This is a genomic window from Pseudomonas sp. JUb52 (genome assembly GCF_004341115.1).
Lineage (GTDB): Bacteria > Pseudomonadota > Gammaproteobacteria > Pseudomonadales > Pseudomonadaceae > Chryseomonas > Chryseomonas oryzihabitans.
Genome location: NZ_SLYS01000002.1, coordinates 294,916 through 310,837, shown reverse-complemented (window position 1 = coordinate 310,837; position 15,922 = coordinate 294,916). Strand labels below are relative to the sequence as shown.

The window sequence follows — 15,922 nt, the reverse complement described above, 5'->3', positions numbered from 1 at the left end:
ACGCCTGATGAGGAATCCACCCATGGCTGGCAAGACGCTCTACGACAAACTCTGGGATATGCACCTGGTCAAGCAGCGCGACGACGGCTCCGCGCTGCTCTACATCGACCGCCACATCATCCACGAAGTGACCTCGCCCCAGGCTTTCGAAGGTCTGCGTCTGGCCGGCCGCAAGCCCTGGCGCCTGGACGCCAACCTGGCGACCCCCGACCACAACGTGCCAACCACGCCCGATCGCAAGGACGGCCTCGACTCCATCAAGGACGAGATCTCGCGCATCCAGGTCCGCACCCTGGACGAGAACTGCGACGACTTCGGCGTCACCCAATTCAAGATGAACGACGTCCGCCAGGGCATCGTCCACGTGATCGGCCCGGAACAGGGCGCCGTGCTGCCCGGCATGACCGTGGTCTGCGGTGACTCCCACACCTCCACCAACGGCGCCTTCGGTGCCCTGGCCCATGGCATCGGCACCTCCGAGGTCGAGCACGTGCTCGCCACCCAGTGCCTGGTGGCCAAGAAGATGAAGAACATGTTGGTGAAGGTGGAGGGTGAATTGCCCTTCGGCGTCACCGCCAAGGACATCGTCCTCGCGGTCATCGGCAAGATCGGCACCGCCGGCGGTAACGGCCATGCCATCGAGTTCGCCGGCAGCGCCATCCGCGCCCTGTCCATGGAAGGCCGCATGACCATCTGCAACATGTCCATCGAGGCCGGTGCCCGGGTCGGCATGGTCGCGGTGGACCAGACCACCATCGACTACGTCGAGGGCCGTCCCTTCGCGCCGACCGGCGCCGTCTGGGAAGCCGCCGTCGCCCAGTGGCGCGGCCTGGTGTCCGATGCCGATGCCCACTTCGACACCGTGGTCGAACTCGACGCCGCCCAGCTCAAGCCGCAGGTCAGCTGGGGCACCTCGCCGGAGATGGTCCTGGCCGTCGACCAGCAGGTACCGGACCCGGCTCGCGAAGCCGATCCGGTCAAGCGCGGCTCCATCGAGCGCGCCCTGAAGTACATGGGCCTTAAGGCCAACCAGCCGATCACCGACATCGTGCTGGACCGCGTCTTCATCGGCTCCTGCACCAACTCCCGCATCGAGGACCTGCGCGCCGCCGCCGCCGTGGCCAAGGGCCGCAAGGTCGCCGCCACCCTCAAGCAGGCGCTGGTGGTGCCGGGCTCCGGCCTGGTCAAGGCCCAGGCCGAGCGTGAGGGCCTGGACAAGGTGTTCATCGAAGCCGGTTTCGAGTGGCGCGAGCCGGGCTGCTCCATGTGCCTGGCGATGAACGCCGACCGCCTGGAGAGTGGCGAGCATTGCGCCTCAACCTCCAACCGCAACTTCGAAGGCCGCCAGGGCGCCGGTGGCCGTACCCACCTGGTGAGCCCGGCGATGGCCGCCGCTGCCGCCATCGCCGGCCGTTTCGTCGACGTCCGCGACTTCGCCAACGCCTGAGGAGCCTGACCATGCAAGCCTTTACCCAGCACACCGGTTTGGTCGCACCCCTGGATCGCGCCAACGTCGACACCGACCAGATCATTCCCAAGCAATTCCTCAAGTCGATCAAGCGCACCGGCTTCGGCCCCAACCTGTTCGACGAGTGGCGCTACCTGGACGTGGGCCAGCCCGGCCAGGACCACAGCAAGCGTCCGCTGAATCCCGAGTTCGTGCTCAACCAACCGCGCTACCAGGGCGCCAGCATCCTCCTGGCCCGCGAGAACTTCGGCTGCGGTTCCAGCCGCGAGCACGCCCCCTGGGCGCTGGACGGCTACGGCTTCCGCTCGGTGATCGCGCCGAGCTTCGCCGACATCTTCTTCAACAACAGCTTCAAGAACGGCCTCTTGCCGATCATCCTCGGCGATGCCGACGTCGACGAGCTGTTCCGCCAGGTCGAAGCCAGCGAGGGCTACCAGCTGGTGGTCGATCTCGAGAGCCAGACCGTGCGCCGTCCCGATGGCGTGGCGCTGTCCTTCGAGATCGATGCCTTCCGCAAGCACTGCCTGCTCAACGGCCTGGACGACATCGGCCTGACCCTGCAGGATGCGGACGCCATCGCGAGTTTCGAAGACCGCTATCGCCAGAGCAGTCCCTGGATGTTCCCCAGCGCCTGAACCCAGTCGCCGGCCCGCGAGGTCGGCGCTCTTTCCGGAGGCTCCATGAGCGGTGACCACGAGCAACACGTACAGCAGCAATTCGGCGCCACCGCCGAGGCCTATCTGACCAGTGCCGTCCATGCCCAGGGCGCCGAGCTCCTCGAACTGCGCGACGCCGTGGCCCAGCGCGAAGGCGCCAAGGTGCTGGATCTCGGGTGCGGTGGCGGTCACGTCAGCTACAACGTGGCGCCCGTGGCCGGGCAGGTGGTCGCCCTGGACCTGGCCGAGGAAATGCTCTCGGTGGTCAAGCGCAGCGCGGCCGAGCAGGGTCTGGACAACATCGGCGTCCAGCCCGGCATGGCCGAGCACCTGCCGTTTGGCGATGCCAGCTTCGACTTCGTCTTCAGCCGCTATTCGGCGCACCACTGGCGCGATATCGGCGCCGCCCTGCGCGAAGTGCGCCGGGTGCTGCGCCATGGCGGCGAGATGGCCATCATCGACGTGATCTCGCCGGCCAACCCGCGCCTGGATACCTACCTGCAGACGGTGGAGATCCTGCGCGACATCAGCCACGTGCGTAACTATTCCTTCGCCGAATGGCACCGCCTGCTGGACATGGCCCGGCTGGGCGTGACCCGCTGCCGTCGCCAGCGCCTGCGCCTGGACTTCGCCAGCTGGACCGAGCGCATGCGCACCCCCGAGCCGCAGTGCCAGGCCATCCGCAGCCTGCAGAGCAAGATTGGCCAGGAAGTGCGCCAGTATTTCGAAATCGACCGCGACGGCTCCTTTACCGTCGACGTCATGGTTCTCTGGGCTCAGCCCATCTGATTTGAGACAGGAAAAGACAATGAGCAAGCAGATCCTCATCCTGCCGGGCGACGGCATCGGTCCGGAAATCATGGCCGAGGCGGTCAAGGTGCTGGAGGCGGTCAACCGCGACCACGACCTCGGCATCGAACTGGTCCACGACGACCTGGGCGGCGCCGCCATCGACCGTTACGGCGTGCCCCTGGCCGATGAGACCCTGGAGCGTGCCCGCGCCGCCGACGCCGTGCTGCTGGGCGCCGTGGGTGGCCCCAAGTGGGACAAGCTCGAGCGTGACATCCGTCCCGAGCGCGGTCTGCTGAAGATTCGTTCCGCCCTGGGCCTGTTCGGCAACCTGCGTCCGGCCATCCTCTATCCGCAACTGGCCGAGGCCTCGACCCTCAAGCCGGAAGTGGTCTCCGGCCTGGACATCCTCATCGTCCGCGAGCTGACGGGTGGCATCTACTTCGGCTCGCCACGCGAGACCCGGGTACTGGAGAGCGGCGAACGCCAGGCCTTCGATACCCTGCCGTACAGCGAAGGCGAGATCCGTCGCATCGCTCGCGTCGGCTTCGACATGGCGCGCCTGCGTGGCAAGAAGCTGTGCTCGGTGGACAAGGCCAACGTCCTCGAATCCAGCCGTCTGTGGCGTGAAGTGGTGGAGGAGGTGGCCAGGGACTATCCGGACGTCGAGCTCAGCCACATGTACGTCGACAACGCCGCCATGCAGCTGGTCCGGGCGCCCAAGCAGTTCGATGTCATCGTCACCGACAACATGTTCGGCGATATCCTCTCCGACGAAGCCTCGATGCTGACCGGTTCCATCGGCATGTTGCCCTCGGCATCCCTGGATGCCCACAACAAGGGCATGTACGAACCCTGCCACGGCTCGGCGCCCGACATCGCCGGCCAGGGCGTCGCCAACCCGCTGGCCACCATCCTCTCGGTGGCCATGATGCTCAGATACACCTTTGGCGCCGCGGCAGCGGCCGAGGCCATCGAGGCGGCAGTGGGTCAGGTGCTGGACCAGGGCCTGCGGACCGGCGACATCTGGTCGGAAGGCAAGCAGCGGGTCGGTACCCGCGAGATGGGCGAAGCAGTAGTGGCGGCGCTCGTTAGGCGTTAATCTGATCGGCCGCCAGGGGAGGCGGCCATCCTCAAGACAACAAAGGTGCAGTAGCGATGAAACGTGTAGGTCTGATCGGTTGGCGTGGCATGGTGGGCTCCGTGCTCATGCAGCGCATGCTCGAAGAGCGGGATTTCGACTTGATCGAGCCCGTGTTCTTCACCACCTCCAACGTCGGCGGCGAAGGCCCGGCCATTGGCAAGGGCGTGGCGCCGCTCAAGGATGCCTACAGCATTGACGAGCTCAAGACCCTCGACGTCATCCTCACCTGCCAGGGCGGCGACTACACCAGCGAGGTGTTCCCCAAGCTGCGCCAGGCCGGCTGGAAAGGCTACTGGATCGACGCGGCCTCCAGCCTGCGCATGCAGGATGACGCCGTCATCGTGCTGGACCCGGTCAACCGTCGCGTCATCGACCAGGCCCTAGCCGATGGCCGCAAGGACTTCATCGGCGGCAACTGCACCGTCAGCCTGATGCTGATGGCCCTGGGGGGTCTGTTCGAAGCCGGTCTGGTGGACTGGATGAGCGCCATGACCTACCAGGCCGCCTCCGGCGCCGGTGCCCAGAACATGCGCGAGCTGATCCGCCAGATGGGTGCGACCCACGCGGCCGTCGCCGACAGCCTGGCCGATCCGGCCAGCGCCATCCTCGACATCGATCGCCAGGTCGCCGAGACCCTGCGCAGCGAAGCCTTCCCCACCGAGCAGTTCGGCGTCCCCCTGGCCGGCAGCCTGATCCCCTGGATCGACAAGGAACTGCCCAACGGCCAGAGCCGCGAGGAATGGAAGGCCCAGGCCGAGACCAACAAGATCCTCGGTCGCTTCAAGAACCCCATTCCGGTGGATGGCATCTGCGTGCGCATCGGCGCCATGCGCTGCCACAGCCAGGCGCTGACCATCAAGCTCAACAAGGACGTGCCGCTGTCCGACATCCACGGTCTGATCAGCCAGCACAACCCCTGGGTCAAGCTGGTGCCGAACAACCGTGACGTCAGCATGCGCGACCTGACCCCGGCTGCCGTCACCGGCACCCTGAGCGTGCCGGTCGGCCGCCTGCGCAAGCTGAACATGGGCTCCCAGTACCTGGGCGCCTTCACCGTGGGCGACCAGCTGCTGTGGGGCGCCGCGGAGCCGCTGCGGCGCATGCTGCGGATCCTGCTCGAACAATAGGGCGACGGCTAAACGTTTGCCTAGGGAGGAGGGCCGCCAGTAAAGTGCGGCCCTCTTTCGTTGCGGACGTCCCATCATGACTGCCAGAGATATCGCCCTCGTCGGCGCCACCAGCGCCTACGGCGAAGCCATTCGCGAACTCCTCGACGAACGCGACGTGCCCCTTGGGCGACTGCACCTGCTCGCCAGCGGTGAGTCGGCGGGGCAGAATCTGCCCTTCCGAGGCAGCAACCTGCGCGTCACCGGGCTCGAAGGCTTCGATTTCGCCCAGGTCGGCATCGCCATCCTCGCCGTGCCCGCCGCCGTGGTGGAAAGCCTGAGGCCGCAACTGGCCGCCGCCGGTTGCGCCGTGCTGGATCTCAGCGGCGCCTCCGCCGCGCTTTCCGTACTGCCGCGCATCAATGGCGAACGCCTGGACAGCCTTGCGGCGAACGCCTGGCTCGGCGTTCCCCTGGCGGCCGCCCAGGCAGCCGCCAGCGTGGCCGCCGTGCTCGCTCGCTTGAATGCACTCCATGATGCGTCCCTGACCGCCTGCCTGGCAGCCTCCGGCGCCGGCCGCGGCGGTGTCGAGGAATTGGCGCGGCAGGCCACCGAATTGCTCAATGGTCGCCCGGTGGAAGCCCGACTGTTCGAAGGTCAGCTGGCCTTCAATCTGCTCGGTCGCACCGGTGCGCCGGCCGCGGATGGCTATACTGCCCAGGAACATCGCCTGCTGGACGAATGTCAGCAGGTGCTGGGAGCGACCCTGCCGGTGCTGGATGTGACGGCCCTGCAGGCCCCGGTCTTCTTCGGCGACAGCCTGGCGCTGAGTCTGCGGGGGCAGGCGCCCTGGCAGCTGGAACAGGTGCTCGAGGCCCTGGGCGACGAGCCGGGTCTGGCGCTCGACGAAGACGTCGATTGTCCGTCGGCGGTCGGCGATGCCCTGGGGCGGGAAGAGGTGCTGGTGGGGCGGGTACGGCGGCATCCGCGGGATGCTCGACGGCTGGAATGCTGGCTGGTGGCGGACAATGTCAGATTGTCGGCACTGACGGCCGTTCAGCTGGCCGAATTGTTGCTTAAACAGTCGGCCTAAAAGATACTTCGTGAAATGCTTCGCCCTTTTGGCTTGAGTAAAAGGGCAGTGGACGTGGCACGCAGCGATGGACACAGGCGCCCGCACGGTGGCGCGATCGACAGCTTCTAAAAAGGGACGGTCATGGTTCGAGTTCAGAAACTGGTGCGGGCAATTGCAGCGGCGAGCGCCTTGATGTCTGGCGCGGCCCAGGCCCTCAGCCTGGGGGAGATCCACCTCAATTCCGCCCTCAATCAGCCCTTCGATGCCACCATCGATCTGTCGGACCTGCGTGACCTCGGCACCGCCGACTTGCGCCCCAATCTGGCGTCCGTCGAGGAGTTCGGCAAGGCCGGCGTCGACCGCGCCTTCTTTCTCAACGATCTCAAGTTCACCCCGGAGGTGCGCAACGGGCGGACCGTCATCCGCGTGACCTCGGCGCGTCCGGTGCGCGAGCCCTATCTCAACTTCCTGCTGGAAGTGAACTGGCCGAGCGGCCGTATCTTGCGCGAGTACACCGTGCTGCTGGATCCACCGCTCTATACCCCGCAGGCCGCGGCGGCGCCGTTCGCACCCCAGGTTCCGGCCACGCCACGGGCGCGCACGACCACGCCGAGCGCACCGCGTCCGGCCACGCCGCCTGCCGCGCCGCCTGCCGCGCCAGCGCCGAGCGCGACCCAGACACCTGGCACCTACACCACCGAGCCACGCGACACCCTCTGGGAAGTGGCGGCGCGCAATCGCCCGGCCTCCAGCGTCACCGTCGACCAGACCATGCTGGCGATCCAGGATCTTAATCCCGACGCCTTCATCGATCGCAACATCAACCTGATGAAGAGTGGCCAGGTGCTGCGCCTGCCCGATCAGGCCCAGGCCGGAACGCGTCCCCAGCGCGAGGCGGTGGCCGAGATCGCCCGCCAGACCCGGGCCTGGAAGCAGGGTGCCACGGGCGCGCCAGCCGGGACACCGCGTCGTCAGGTGGATGCCTCCGCTCAGCCGAGCGGCAACGAGGCGCCGGCCGCCGCCGCATCCAGGGACAATCTCAAGCTGCTCTCCGGTCAGCCGTCCGGGCGCGCGGGCGAATCCGCCGGTGGCAAGGGTGGTGATCAGTCCCTCGCCGATCGCCTGGCGGTGACCCAGGAAAGCCTGGACACCACCCGCCGCGAGAACGAAGAACTCAAGAGTCGCCTGGGCGATCTGCAGTCGCAGCTCGACAAGCTGCAGAAGATCATGCAGCTCAAGGACGCCCAGCTGGCGCGGATGCAGGCCAACATGGCCAATCCGCAGGCCGCGGGCCAGCCGGCCCAGCCGCCGGCGACCCCGGAAGCCGCGGCGCCGGTCGCGCCTGCGCCGACCGAGAACACCACTACGCCGGCGCCCCAGGAGCCGGCGGCAGCGACCCCGGCCACGCCGGTCGAGGCTACGCCCGCACCCGCCACCACGCCGCCGGCCAGCGAGGCGGGTACCGGCTCGGCACCGCCCGCGGCCAGCGCGCCCAAGGTCATTCCGGTCACCCCGAGCACCCCGGCAACCGAGCCGACCGAGGCCACCAACAGTTTCCTCGACGAGATCCTCAGCAATCCGCTGTGGCTGGGCATCATCGGCGGCAGCGCACTGCTGGCGCTGCTGGTGCTGCTGATGATCAATTCGCGCCGCAATGCCGTGAAGGAGGCCGAGCGTGAGCGCGACGCCGAAGCCGCGCGCAGCGATACGGTGTTCGACGCCGATCCCGAGCTCGGTGATCACCACGCGCTCGCTGGCCTGGAGTTGAATCAGGGCGCGCAGGACGCCGCGCGGGACGCCGATGCCCAGGACGATGCCCTGGGTCAGGCCGACATCTACATGGCCTATGGTCGCTTCAGCCAGGCGGCCGAGGTGCTCAAGAAGGCCAGCGACCAGGAGCCACATCGCGCCGATCTGCGCCTCAAGCTCATGGAAGTCTATGCCGAGATGGGCGACAAGGACGGCTTCCAGCGCGAAGAGCGCGAACTCAAGGAGATCGGCGGCGCCCAGCCGGCGGTCGAGCACCTGAAGTCGCGCTATCCCGCGATGGCCATCGTCGCCGTGGCCTCGGCCGCGGTCGGCGCCGCTGCCCTGGCCGCCGCCCATGAACTGAGTGAGGAGCAATCCCGCGATCAGGGCTTCTCGGCCACCGAGGACAGCCAGGACTTCGATCTGTCCCTGGATGACTTCGGCACTGAAGATGGTCATTCAAATCAGCCCGCCGGTCCGGCCGAGGAGCCGCTGTTCGGCGAGGCCTTTGCCGACGCCCAGGCCAAGGCGGCCGATCCGCGCGACGATTTCGACTTCGATCTCAATTTCGATGCCGAACCCGCAGCCACCCCGGCGGCGACTCCGGCGGCCAAGGACGACGATTTCGCCCTAGACTTCAGCGAATTCGAGCGGCAGGGCGACCTGGCGCACGAGGAGCCCCCTGCAGGTGCCAATGCCGGCTCGGCCTTCGACGAGCCGCTGGAGCCGCCGGCGGCTTCGACGGCCGACGCCGAATTGCCCGCGAGTTTCGATCTGTCCGATTTCGACGACGAACAGCCGGCGCCCAAGCGTGAAAGCGACGAGGAATTCGCCGCCCGCCTGCAGGAGGCCTCCCGTCAGTTCGATGCGGAGACCACCAGCGGCACTACCAGTGGCGACGGTCTGGACGACTTCGACTTCCTGTCCGGCGAAGACGAGACCGCCACCAAGCTGGACCTGGCGCGTGCCTACATCGACATGGGCGATCCGGAAGGTGCCCGGGACATCCTCGACGAGGTGCTGGCCGAGGGCAACGCCGGGCAACAGCAGGAAGCGCGCGAGATCATCGCCCAGCTCAGCTGAGACTGGCCGGACTTGGCAGAGGAGGGGAGGCGCTATAAGCTGCCTCCCCTTTTTTTTGCCTGGCCGTCGCCTTGGATTTCCTAGACCCCACCATCATCGTCCCGCCGCAGCGTATCGCGCTCGGCGTCGAGTACAAGGGCGCCCGCTATCGCGGCTGGCAGCGCCAGCAGCCGGGCGTGCGCTCCGTTCAGGAGACCCTGGAAGACGCCCTGTCCGAGGTCGCCGCGGCGCCCATCGCGCTGCATTGCGCCGGGCGTACCGACTGTGGCGTGCATGCCACCGGCCAGGTGGTGCATTTCGAGTCCCCGGTCGCGCGGCCGCTCAAGGCCTGGGTAATGGGCACCAACGCCAATCTGCCATCCGACATCAGCGTCACCTGGGTCAAGCCGGTCAGCGACGAATTCCATGCCCGTTTCAGCGCCATGGCGCGGCGCTACCGCTATGTGATCTACAACGATCCGATCCGGCCTGCGCACCTGGCGGAGGAGGTCACCTGGAATCACCGTCCGCTGCGCATCGAGCCCATGCGCGAGGCAGCCCAGGTGCTGCTCGGTACCCATGACTTCACCTCCTTCCGGGCCAAGGCCTGCCAGGCCAAGTCGGCGATCAAGACCATCCACCACCTGCGCCTCTGGCAGAGCGGGCGGTTGATCGTCCTGGACATCCGCGCCAATGCCTTCCTGCATCACATGGTGCGCAACATCGCCGGGGTGCTGATGGCGGTGGGCTGTGGCGAGCGCCCGGTGGAGTGGGTCGCCGAGGTCCTGGCCGCGCGGGAGCGACGGCTGGGTGGCGTCACCGCCCATCCCTATGGCCTCTACCTGGTGGACGCCGAGTATCCCGAGAGCACGCCCGTGCCGAAGCGGCCGCTGGGTCCGCTGTTCCTGGGGCATATCCCCGAGCTGGATGACCCCCAAGGCTGACGCTGCGCGGGTGGTCTGCTAACATCCATCGATTTGGAACGAGGTCATTCCGGTTTGGCTAACGTTCGAGTGAAGATCTGCGGGATCACCCGGGTCGAGGATGCACTGGCCGCGGCTGCTGCTGGCGCCGATGCCATCGGCCTGGTGTTCTATGCGCGCAGCCCGCGGGCGGTCAGCGCTGCCCAGGCGCGCCAGATCGTCGCGGCGCTGCCGCCCTTCGTCACCAGTGTCGGGCTCTTCGTCGATGCCTCGCCCTGCGAGATCGAGGAGACGCTGGATGCCGTGCCCCTGGATCTCCTGCAATTCCACGGCGACGAGTCCCCGGCGCAGTGCGCCCGTTATCGCCGTCCCTATATCAAGGCCCTGCGCATGCGCGAGGACATCGACCTCGCCGCCATCGCTCGGGACTATGCCGGCGCCGGCGCCCGCGGGCTGCTGCTCGACACCTATGTCGCCGGCGTACCCGGTGGGACCGGCCAGGCCTTCGACTGGACGCGGGTACCTCGGGATCTGTCGCTGCCGCTGATCGTGGCCGGTGGACTGGACGCTGCTAACGTCGCCACCGCCATCGCCGCGTCCCGCGCCTATGGCGTGGACGTGAGCGGCGGCGTAGAGCAGGCCAAGGGCATCAAGGATGCCGCCGAGATCGCGCGTTTCGTGGCGGCTGTGCGAGGTGCGCCGGTCGCCTGATGTGACCCTCGTCGGGTGGTTGCCGTCCACACCTGCGACATATTCAAGCAGATCCGCCCTGGCGGGCCTGCCGTCCGACTCCCGGGGAGCCGGCATGAGAGAACAGGGTAGCGGCCCGGGCAACAGCGGGCGCTGCCGAACCTATTACAGATGCTCAAGGAAGGCGTGGCCCAGGCCGCGCTGGGAGCCCATGCAAGTGGAGAGAGATGCATGAGCAATTGGCTGGTCGACAAACTGATTCCTTCCATCATGCGGTCCGAGGTGAAGCGCAGTTCGGTGCCGGAAGGTCTTTGGCACAAGTGTCCGGCCTGCGAAGCGGTCCTCTACCGTCCGGAGCTGGAAAAGAACCTGGACGTGTGCCTCAAGTGCGGTCACCACATGCGCATCAACGCGCGGCGCCGCCTGGACATCTTCCTCGACGCCGAGGGTCGTGAAGAGCTGGGCACCGAGCTGGAGCCGGTGGACCGCCTGAAATTCCGCGACAGCAAGAAGTACAAGGACCGTTTCACCGCAGCGCAAAAGGAAACCGGCGAAAAAGACGCCCTGATCTCCATGCGTGGTACCCTCAAGGGCATGCCGGTGGCGGTCTGCGCCTTCGAATTCTCCTTCATGGGCGGCTCCATGGGCGCCGTGGTCGGCGAGCGCTTCGTGCGCGCAGCCAATGTGGCCCTGGAAGAGCGCTGCCCGCTGATCTGCTTCTCCGCCTCGGGCGGTGCGCGGATGCAGGAAGCCCTGATCTCGCTGATGCAGATGGCCAAGACCTCCGCGGTGCTGGCGCGTCTGCGCGAAGAGGGCATCCCCTTCATCTCGGTGCTGACCGATCCGGTCTATGGTGGCGTCTCCGCCAGTCTGGCGATGCTGGGCGACGTCATCGTCGCCGAGCCCAAGGCGCTGATCGGCTTCGCCGGTCCGCGCGTGATCGAGCAGACCGTGCGGGAGAAGCTGCCGGAAGGCTTCCAGCGCAGCGAATTCCTGCTGGAGCACGGCGCCGTCGACATCATTGTCTCGCGCAAGGAATTGCGTGATCGCCTGGCGCGTTTGCTGGCGACCTTCCAGCACCAGCCGGTACCGGCGGCCTGATGGCTTCGCGCAGCCTCGCGCAGTGGCTGGCCTATCTCGAGCAGCTGCATCCGTCGGCGATCGACATGGGCCTGGACCGGGTGCGCGAGGTCGCGCAGCGGCTGGGTCTGACCCGGCCGGCCCCGCGGGTGGTGACCGTGACCGGCACCAACGGCAAGGGCTCCACCTGCGCCTTTCTCGCCAGTCTGTTGCGCGCCAGCGGGCAGCGGGTCGGCGTCTATGCCTCGCCGCATCTGGTGCGCTACAACGAGCGCGTCGATGTGGATGGCACCCTCGCCAGCGATAGCGAGCTCTGCATGGCCTTCGCGGCGGTGGAGGCCGCCCGGGGCGAGATCAGCCTGACCTATTTCGAAGTGGGTACCCTGGCGGCCTTCTGGCTGTTCGAGCGTGCCCAGCTGGACGTCGCCGTCCTCGAAGTCGGTCTGGGCGGACGCCTGGACGCGGTCAATCTGATCGACGCCGATCTGGCGCTGGTCACCAGCATCGGCCTGGATCACGCCGAATGGCTGGGCGACACCCGCGAGAGCGTCGCCGTGGAAAAGGCCGGTATCTTCCGCGCCGGCAAGCCGGCCCTCTGCGGCGATCTGGAGCCACCCGCGCCGCTTACCGAAGCCGCCGAACGCCTGGGGGCGCCCTTGTTGCTGCGCGGCGAAGCCTTCGATCTGCAGATCGAGAGCGCCGGCTGGTTCTGGCGCGGGCGCGATGCCCAGGGCGAAGCCCTGGCGCTGCCAGGGCTGCCATTGCTCGACCTGCCCATGGAAAATGCCGCCCTGGCCCTGCAGGCCTACGCCTCGCTCGGGCAGCCCTGGCTGCCCGAGCAGATCGCGGCGGCCCTCCAGGCGACGCGCATGACCGGACGCCTCGATCGCCGCCAGGTCGAACGGGCAGGGGAGACCCGCAGCGTCCTGCTGGACGTGGCCCACAATCCCCATGCCGCCGAGTACCTGGCCCGGCGCCTGGCGATGAAGCCGATCGCCGGCGTGCGTCGCGCGGTGTTCGGCGTCCTGGCCGACAAGGACCTGGACGGTATCCTGGCGCCCCTGGAGGGCCTGTTCGCCAGCTGGGCGGTGGCGACCCCGCCGACCCCGCGCAGTCGCGACGGTGGCGAGGTGGCCGCGCTCCTGGCCGCGCGCGGTGCCCAGGTCGAGGCCCATGCCTCCCTGCTGGACGCCTTCGAGGCGCAACTGGCCGCCAGTGCGGCTGACGACGAGGTGGTTGTGTTCGGCTCCTTCTACAGCGTCGCCGAGGTCCTCGCGCAGCTCTCTTCCCCATCCGAATCCGCGGAGGCATAACCCATGCTCAAGCAAAGAGTCATCGGAGCGCTGGTGCTGCTGGCGCTGATCATCATCTTCGTGCCCATGCTCTTCAATCGCCAGGACGACGCCCGCAAGGTGGCGGTCGAGGCGCCGCCCCAGCCGGCCGCACCCACCGTGCCCAGCACCGAGGTACAGCCGGTGCAGACGCCCGAGGCGCCGCCCGTGGTGGTGGTGCCGGACGAGCCGGCCAAGCCGCTCGGCAAGCCGCAGACGCCCATCGCCGGCACCGCCGGCCAGGCGCCGACGCAGAATGCGCCGGTGAGCACCGCACCGTCCCAGCCGCAACCTGCGGCGCCGGTCGCCAAGGCGCCCGCCGCTTCCGCGCCCGTTGCCAGCACCCCCGCGGCCCCGGCGGCCACCCCGGCGCCTGCGGCCAAGCCGGACTCGCGTCTGGGTGCGGCCAATCTGCCCAACAGCTGGTCCGTCCAGCTCGCCAGCCTGTCGTCCCGGCCCAGCGCCGACGCCCTGCAGGCCAAGCTGCGCAGTCAGGGTTATAACGCCTATGTGCGTACCGCCGACGGCATGAACCGCGTCTTCGTCGGGCCGGTGATAGAGCGCAGCGAGGCCGATCGGCTGCGCGATCAGCTCAATAAGCAGAATGGCGTCAAGGGTTTCGTCGTACGCTTTCAGCCGGAGCGCGGTTAACCCGGTCACAAGGCTCTGCTAGAATGCAGGGCCTTTTTGTAAGTGGACCTTGCCGTGGGCTTCACCTGGGTGGACTGGGCGATCGTCGCCGTTGTCATCGTTTCCAGCCTGATCAGTCTCAGGCGCGGCTTCGTCAAGGAAGCGTTGTCACTGGCCACCTGGATCGTTGCCGGTGGTGTGGCCTGGGTCTTCGGTGGGGCACTGTCCACCTATCTGGTCGACTATATTCAGGTGCCGTCCGGGCGAGTGATCGCCGCCTGTGTCATTCTTTTCGTACTGACGCTGCTCGTGGGTGCCCTGGTGAGCTTCTTGCTTGGCGAACTGATCCGCGTCACCGGATTGTCGGGCACCGATCGCTTTCTCGGCATGGCCTTTGGCGCCGCCCGCGGTGCCTTGCTGATCACCGTGGCCGTGGGGCTGTTGAGCCTGGGGCCGGTCCAGCAGGATGGCTGGTGGCAGCAGTCGGTGCTGGTTCCACATTTTCTGCTGGTGGCCGATTGGTCGAAGAATCTGCTGTTGGGCTTTGCCGGCCAGTGGCTGGGCGCGACGCCCATGCCCAGTCTGCAACTGCTGCCGCAGCTGGGGCCCAAGGCTCCTTGAACGCTTTTCCAGGCCTCGCATTGCCGGGGTCATCCTGCGATGGTCCGCCGTCGCATCACTTGAAACAGTGGGGTCGCGTCACATGTGTGGCATCGTAGGTATCGTGGGCAAGACGAACGTCAACCAGTCTTTGTACGACGCGCTCACCGTCCTTCAACATCGCGGTCAGGATGCCGCCGGTATCGTCACCAGCCTGGACGGTAAACTCTTCCTGCGCAAAGACAACGGCCTGGTCCGTGACGTCTTCCAGCAGCGGCACATGCAGCACCTGGTCGGCCACATGGGCATCGGTCATGTGCGCTATCCCACCGCCGGCAGCTCCAGCTCCGCCGAGGCGCAGCCGTTCTACGTCAACTCGCCCTATGGCATCACCCTGGCGCACAACGGCAACCTGACCAACGTCGAGCAGCTGTCCCGCGAGATCTACGAATCCGACCTGCGCCACGTCAACACCACCTCCGATTCCGAGGTGCTGCTCAACGTCTTCGCCCACGAGCTGGCGGTGCGCAACAAGCTCCAGCCGACCGAGGACGACGTCTTCGCTGCGGTCTCCGAGGTCCATGAGCGCTGCCGTGGCGGTTACGCCGTGGTGGCCATGGTCACCGGCTACGGCATCGTCGGCTTCCGCGATCCCAACGCCATCCGTCCCATCGTCTTCGGCCAGCGCCACACCGAATACGGCGTGGAGTACATGATCGCCTCCGAGAGCGTCGCCCTCGACGTGCTCGGCTTCACCCTGATCCGCGACCTGGAGCCGGGCGAAGCGGTGTACATCACTGAAGACGGGCGTCTCTACACTCGTCAGTGCGCGCAGAATCCGCACTACGCACCCTGCATCTTCGAGCACGTCTACCTGGCGCGTCCGGATTCCATCATCGACGGCATCTCGGTCTACAAGGCGCGCCTGCGCATGGGCGAGAAGCTCGCCGAGAAGATCCAGCGCGAGCGGCCCGAGCACGACATCGACGTGGTCATCCCGATTCCGGATACCAGCCGCACCGCGGCGCTGGAGCTGGCCAATCACCTGGGCGTCAAGTTCCGCGAGGGCTTCGTCAAGAACCGCTACATCGGCCGGACCTTCATCATGCCCGGCCAGGCCGCGCGCAAGAAGTCGGTGCGCCAGAAGCTCAACGCCATCGAGCTGGAATTCCGCGGCAAGAACGTGATGCTGGTGGACGACTCCATCGTCCGTGGTACCACCTGCAAGCAGATCATCCAGATGGCCCGCGAAGCCGGCGCCAAGAAGGTCTACTTCTGCTCGGCGGCCCCGGCGGTGCGTTTTCCCAACGTCTACGGCATCGACATGCCCAGCGTGCACGAGCTGATCGCCCACGGCCGCACCACCGAGGAAGTCGGCGAGCTGATCGGCGCCGACTGGCTGATCTACCAGGACCTGCAGGACCTGCAGGAAGCCGTGCGCACCCGCAAGGCACCCAAGGTCGAGCAGTTCGACTGCGCGGTGTTCGATGGCGAGTACATCACCGGCGACGTCGATGCCGCCTATCTGAATCGGATCGAGCAGGCACGTAACGACGCCGCCAAGGGCAAGCACAAGGCGGTCAGCGCCATCATCGATCTCTACAACGACTAAGGAGCCG

At 67.2% G+C, this 15,922-nt stretch carries 14 protein-coding genes; all 14 read left to right on the top strand.

What is annotated here, in order from left to right; genetic code table 11:
- Positions 1–22: 22 nt before the first annotated feature.
- The 14 genes from leuC to purF all read left to right on the top strand — a co-directional run bounded on the left by leuC (position 23) and on the right by purF (position 15,915).
- Positions 23–1,447 carry a 3-isopropylmalate dehydratase large subunit gene (gene leuC / locus EC839_RS04610; protein ID WP_132832274.1) on the top strand — a complete coding sequence of 475 codons (1,425 nt, stop codon included), beginning with the start codon at positions 23–25 and terminating at the stop codon, positions 1,445–1,447.
- Between the two features lie 11 nt (positions 1,448–1,458).
- On the top strand, positions 1,459–2,103 hold the full coding sequence (gene leuD / locus EC839_RS04605; protein WP_132832273.1) for a 3-isopropylmalate dehydratase small subunit: 645 nt from the start codon (positions 1,459–1,461) through the stop codon (positions 2,101–2,103).
- A 45-nt stretch (positions 2,104–2,148) separates the two neighbouring features.
- Entirely contained in the window at positions 2,149–2,913 is a 765-nt protein-coding gene (locus EC839_RS04600; RefSeq protein ID WP_132832272.1) for a class I SAM-dependent methyltransferase, read from the top strand.
- A gap of 19 nt (positions 2,914–2,932) precedes the next feature.
- Positions 2,933–4,015 carry a 3-isopropylmalate dehydrogenase gene (gene leuB, locus EC839_RS04595; protein WP_132832271.1) on the top strand — a complete coding sequence of 361 codons (1,083 nt, stop codon included), beginning with the start codon at positions 2,933–2,935 and terminating at the stop codon, positions 4,013–4,015.
- Between the two features lie 56 nt (positions 4,016–4,071).
- Positions 4,072–5,184 carry an aspartate-semialdehyde dehydrogenase gene (gene asd, locus EC839_RS04590; protein WP_007158663.1) on the top strand — a complete coding sequence of 371 codons (1,113 nt, stop codon included), beginning with the start codon at positions 4,072–4,074 and terminating at the stop codon, positions 5,182–5,184.
- A 76-nt stretch (positions 5,185–5,260) separates the two neighbouring features.
- A complete protein-coding gene (locus EC839_RS04585) occupies positions 5,261–6,256 on the top strand; it encodes an aspartate-semialdehyde dehydrogenase (RefSeq protein ID WP_132832270.1) in 996 nt (331 codons plus the stop codon).
- 123 nt (positions 6,257–6,379) lie between these two features.
- Positions 6,380–9,070 carry a FimV/HubP family polar landmark protein gene (locus EC839_RS04580; RefSeq protein ID WP_177416676.1) on the top strand — a complete coding sequence of 897 codons (2,691 nt, stop codon included), beginning with the start codon at positions 6,380–6,382 and terminating at the stop codon, positions 9,068–9,070.
- 71 nt (positions 9,071–9,141) lie between these two features.
- Positions 9,142–9,993 (top strand): tRNA pseudouridine(38-40) synthase TruA, encoded by an 852-nt coding sequence (gene truA / locus EC839_RS04575; RefSeq protein ID WP_132832268.1) that lies wholly within the window; start codon positions 9,142–9,144, stop codon positions 9,991–9,993.
- Positions 9,994–10,047: 54 nt separating this feature from the next.
- Complete coding sequence (locus EC839_RS04570) at positions 10,048–10,683, top strand: phosphoribosylanthranilate isomerase (protein WP_132832267.1); 636 nt, start codon at positions 10,048–10,050, stop codon at positions 10,681–10,683.
- Between the two features lie 210 nt (positions 10,684–10,893).
- Complete coding sequence (gene accD, locus EC839_RS04565; protein WP_007158658.1) at positions 10,894–11,763, top strand: acetyl-CoA carboxylase, carboxyltransferase subunit beta; 870 nt, start codon at positions 10,894–10,896, stop codon at positions 11,761–11,763.
- Positions 11,763–13,055 carry a bifunctional tetrahydrofolate synthase/dihydrofolate synthase gene (gene folC / locus EC839_RS04560; protein WP_132832266.1) on the top strand — a complete coding sequence of 431 codons (1,293 nt, stop codon included), beginning with the start codon at positions 11,763–11,765 and terminating at the stop codon, positions 13,053–13,055. The genes accD and folC overlap by 1 nt, the downstream gene beginning before the upstream one ends.
- Positions 13,056–13,058: 3 nt before the next feature.
- A complete protein-coding gene (locus EC839_RS04555; RefSeq protein WP_132832265.1) occupies positions 13,059–13,724 on the top strand; it encodes an SPOR domain-containing protein in 666 nt (221 codons plus the stop codon).
- Positions 13,725–13,778: 54 nt separating this feature from the next.
- On the top strand, positions 13,779–14,324 hold the full coding sequence (locus EC839_RS04550) for a CvpA family protein (RefSeq protein WP_007158655.1): 546 nt from the start codon (positions 13,779–13,781) through the stop codon (positions 14,322–14,324).
- Positions 14,325–14,406: 82 nt separating this feature from the next.
- Positions 14,407–15,915, top strand: a complete 1,509-nt coding sequence (gene purF / locus EC839_RS04545) for an amidophosphoribosyltransferase (protein WP_132832264.1) — start codon at positions 14,407–14,409, stop codon at positions 15,913–15,915.
- Positions 15,916–15,922: the final 7 nt, after the last annotated feature.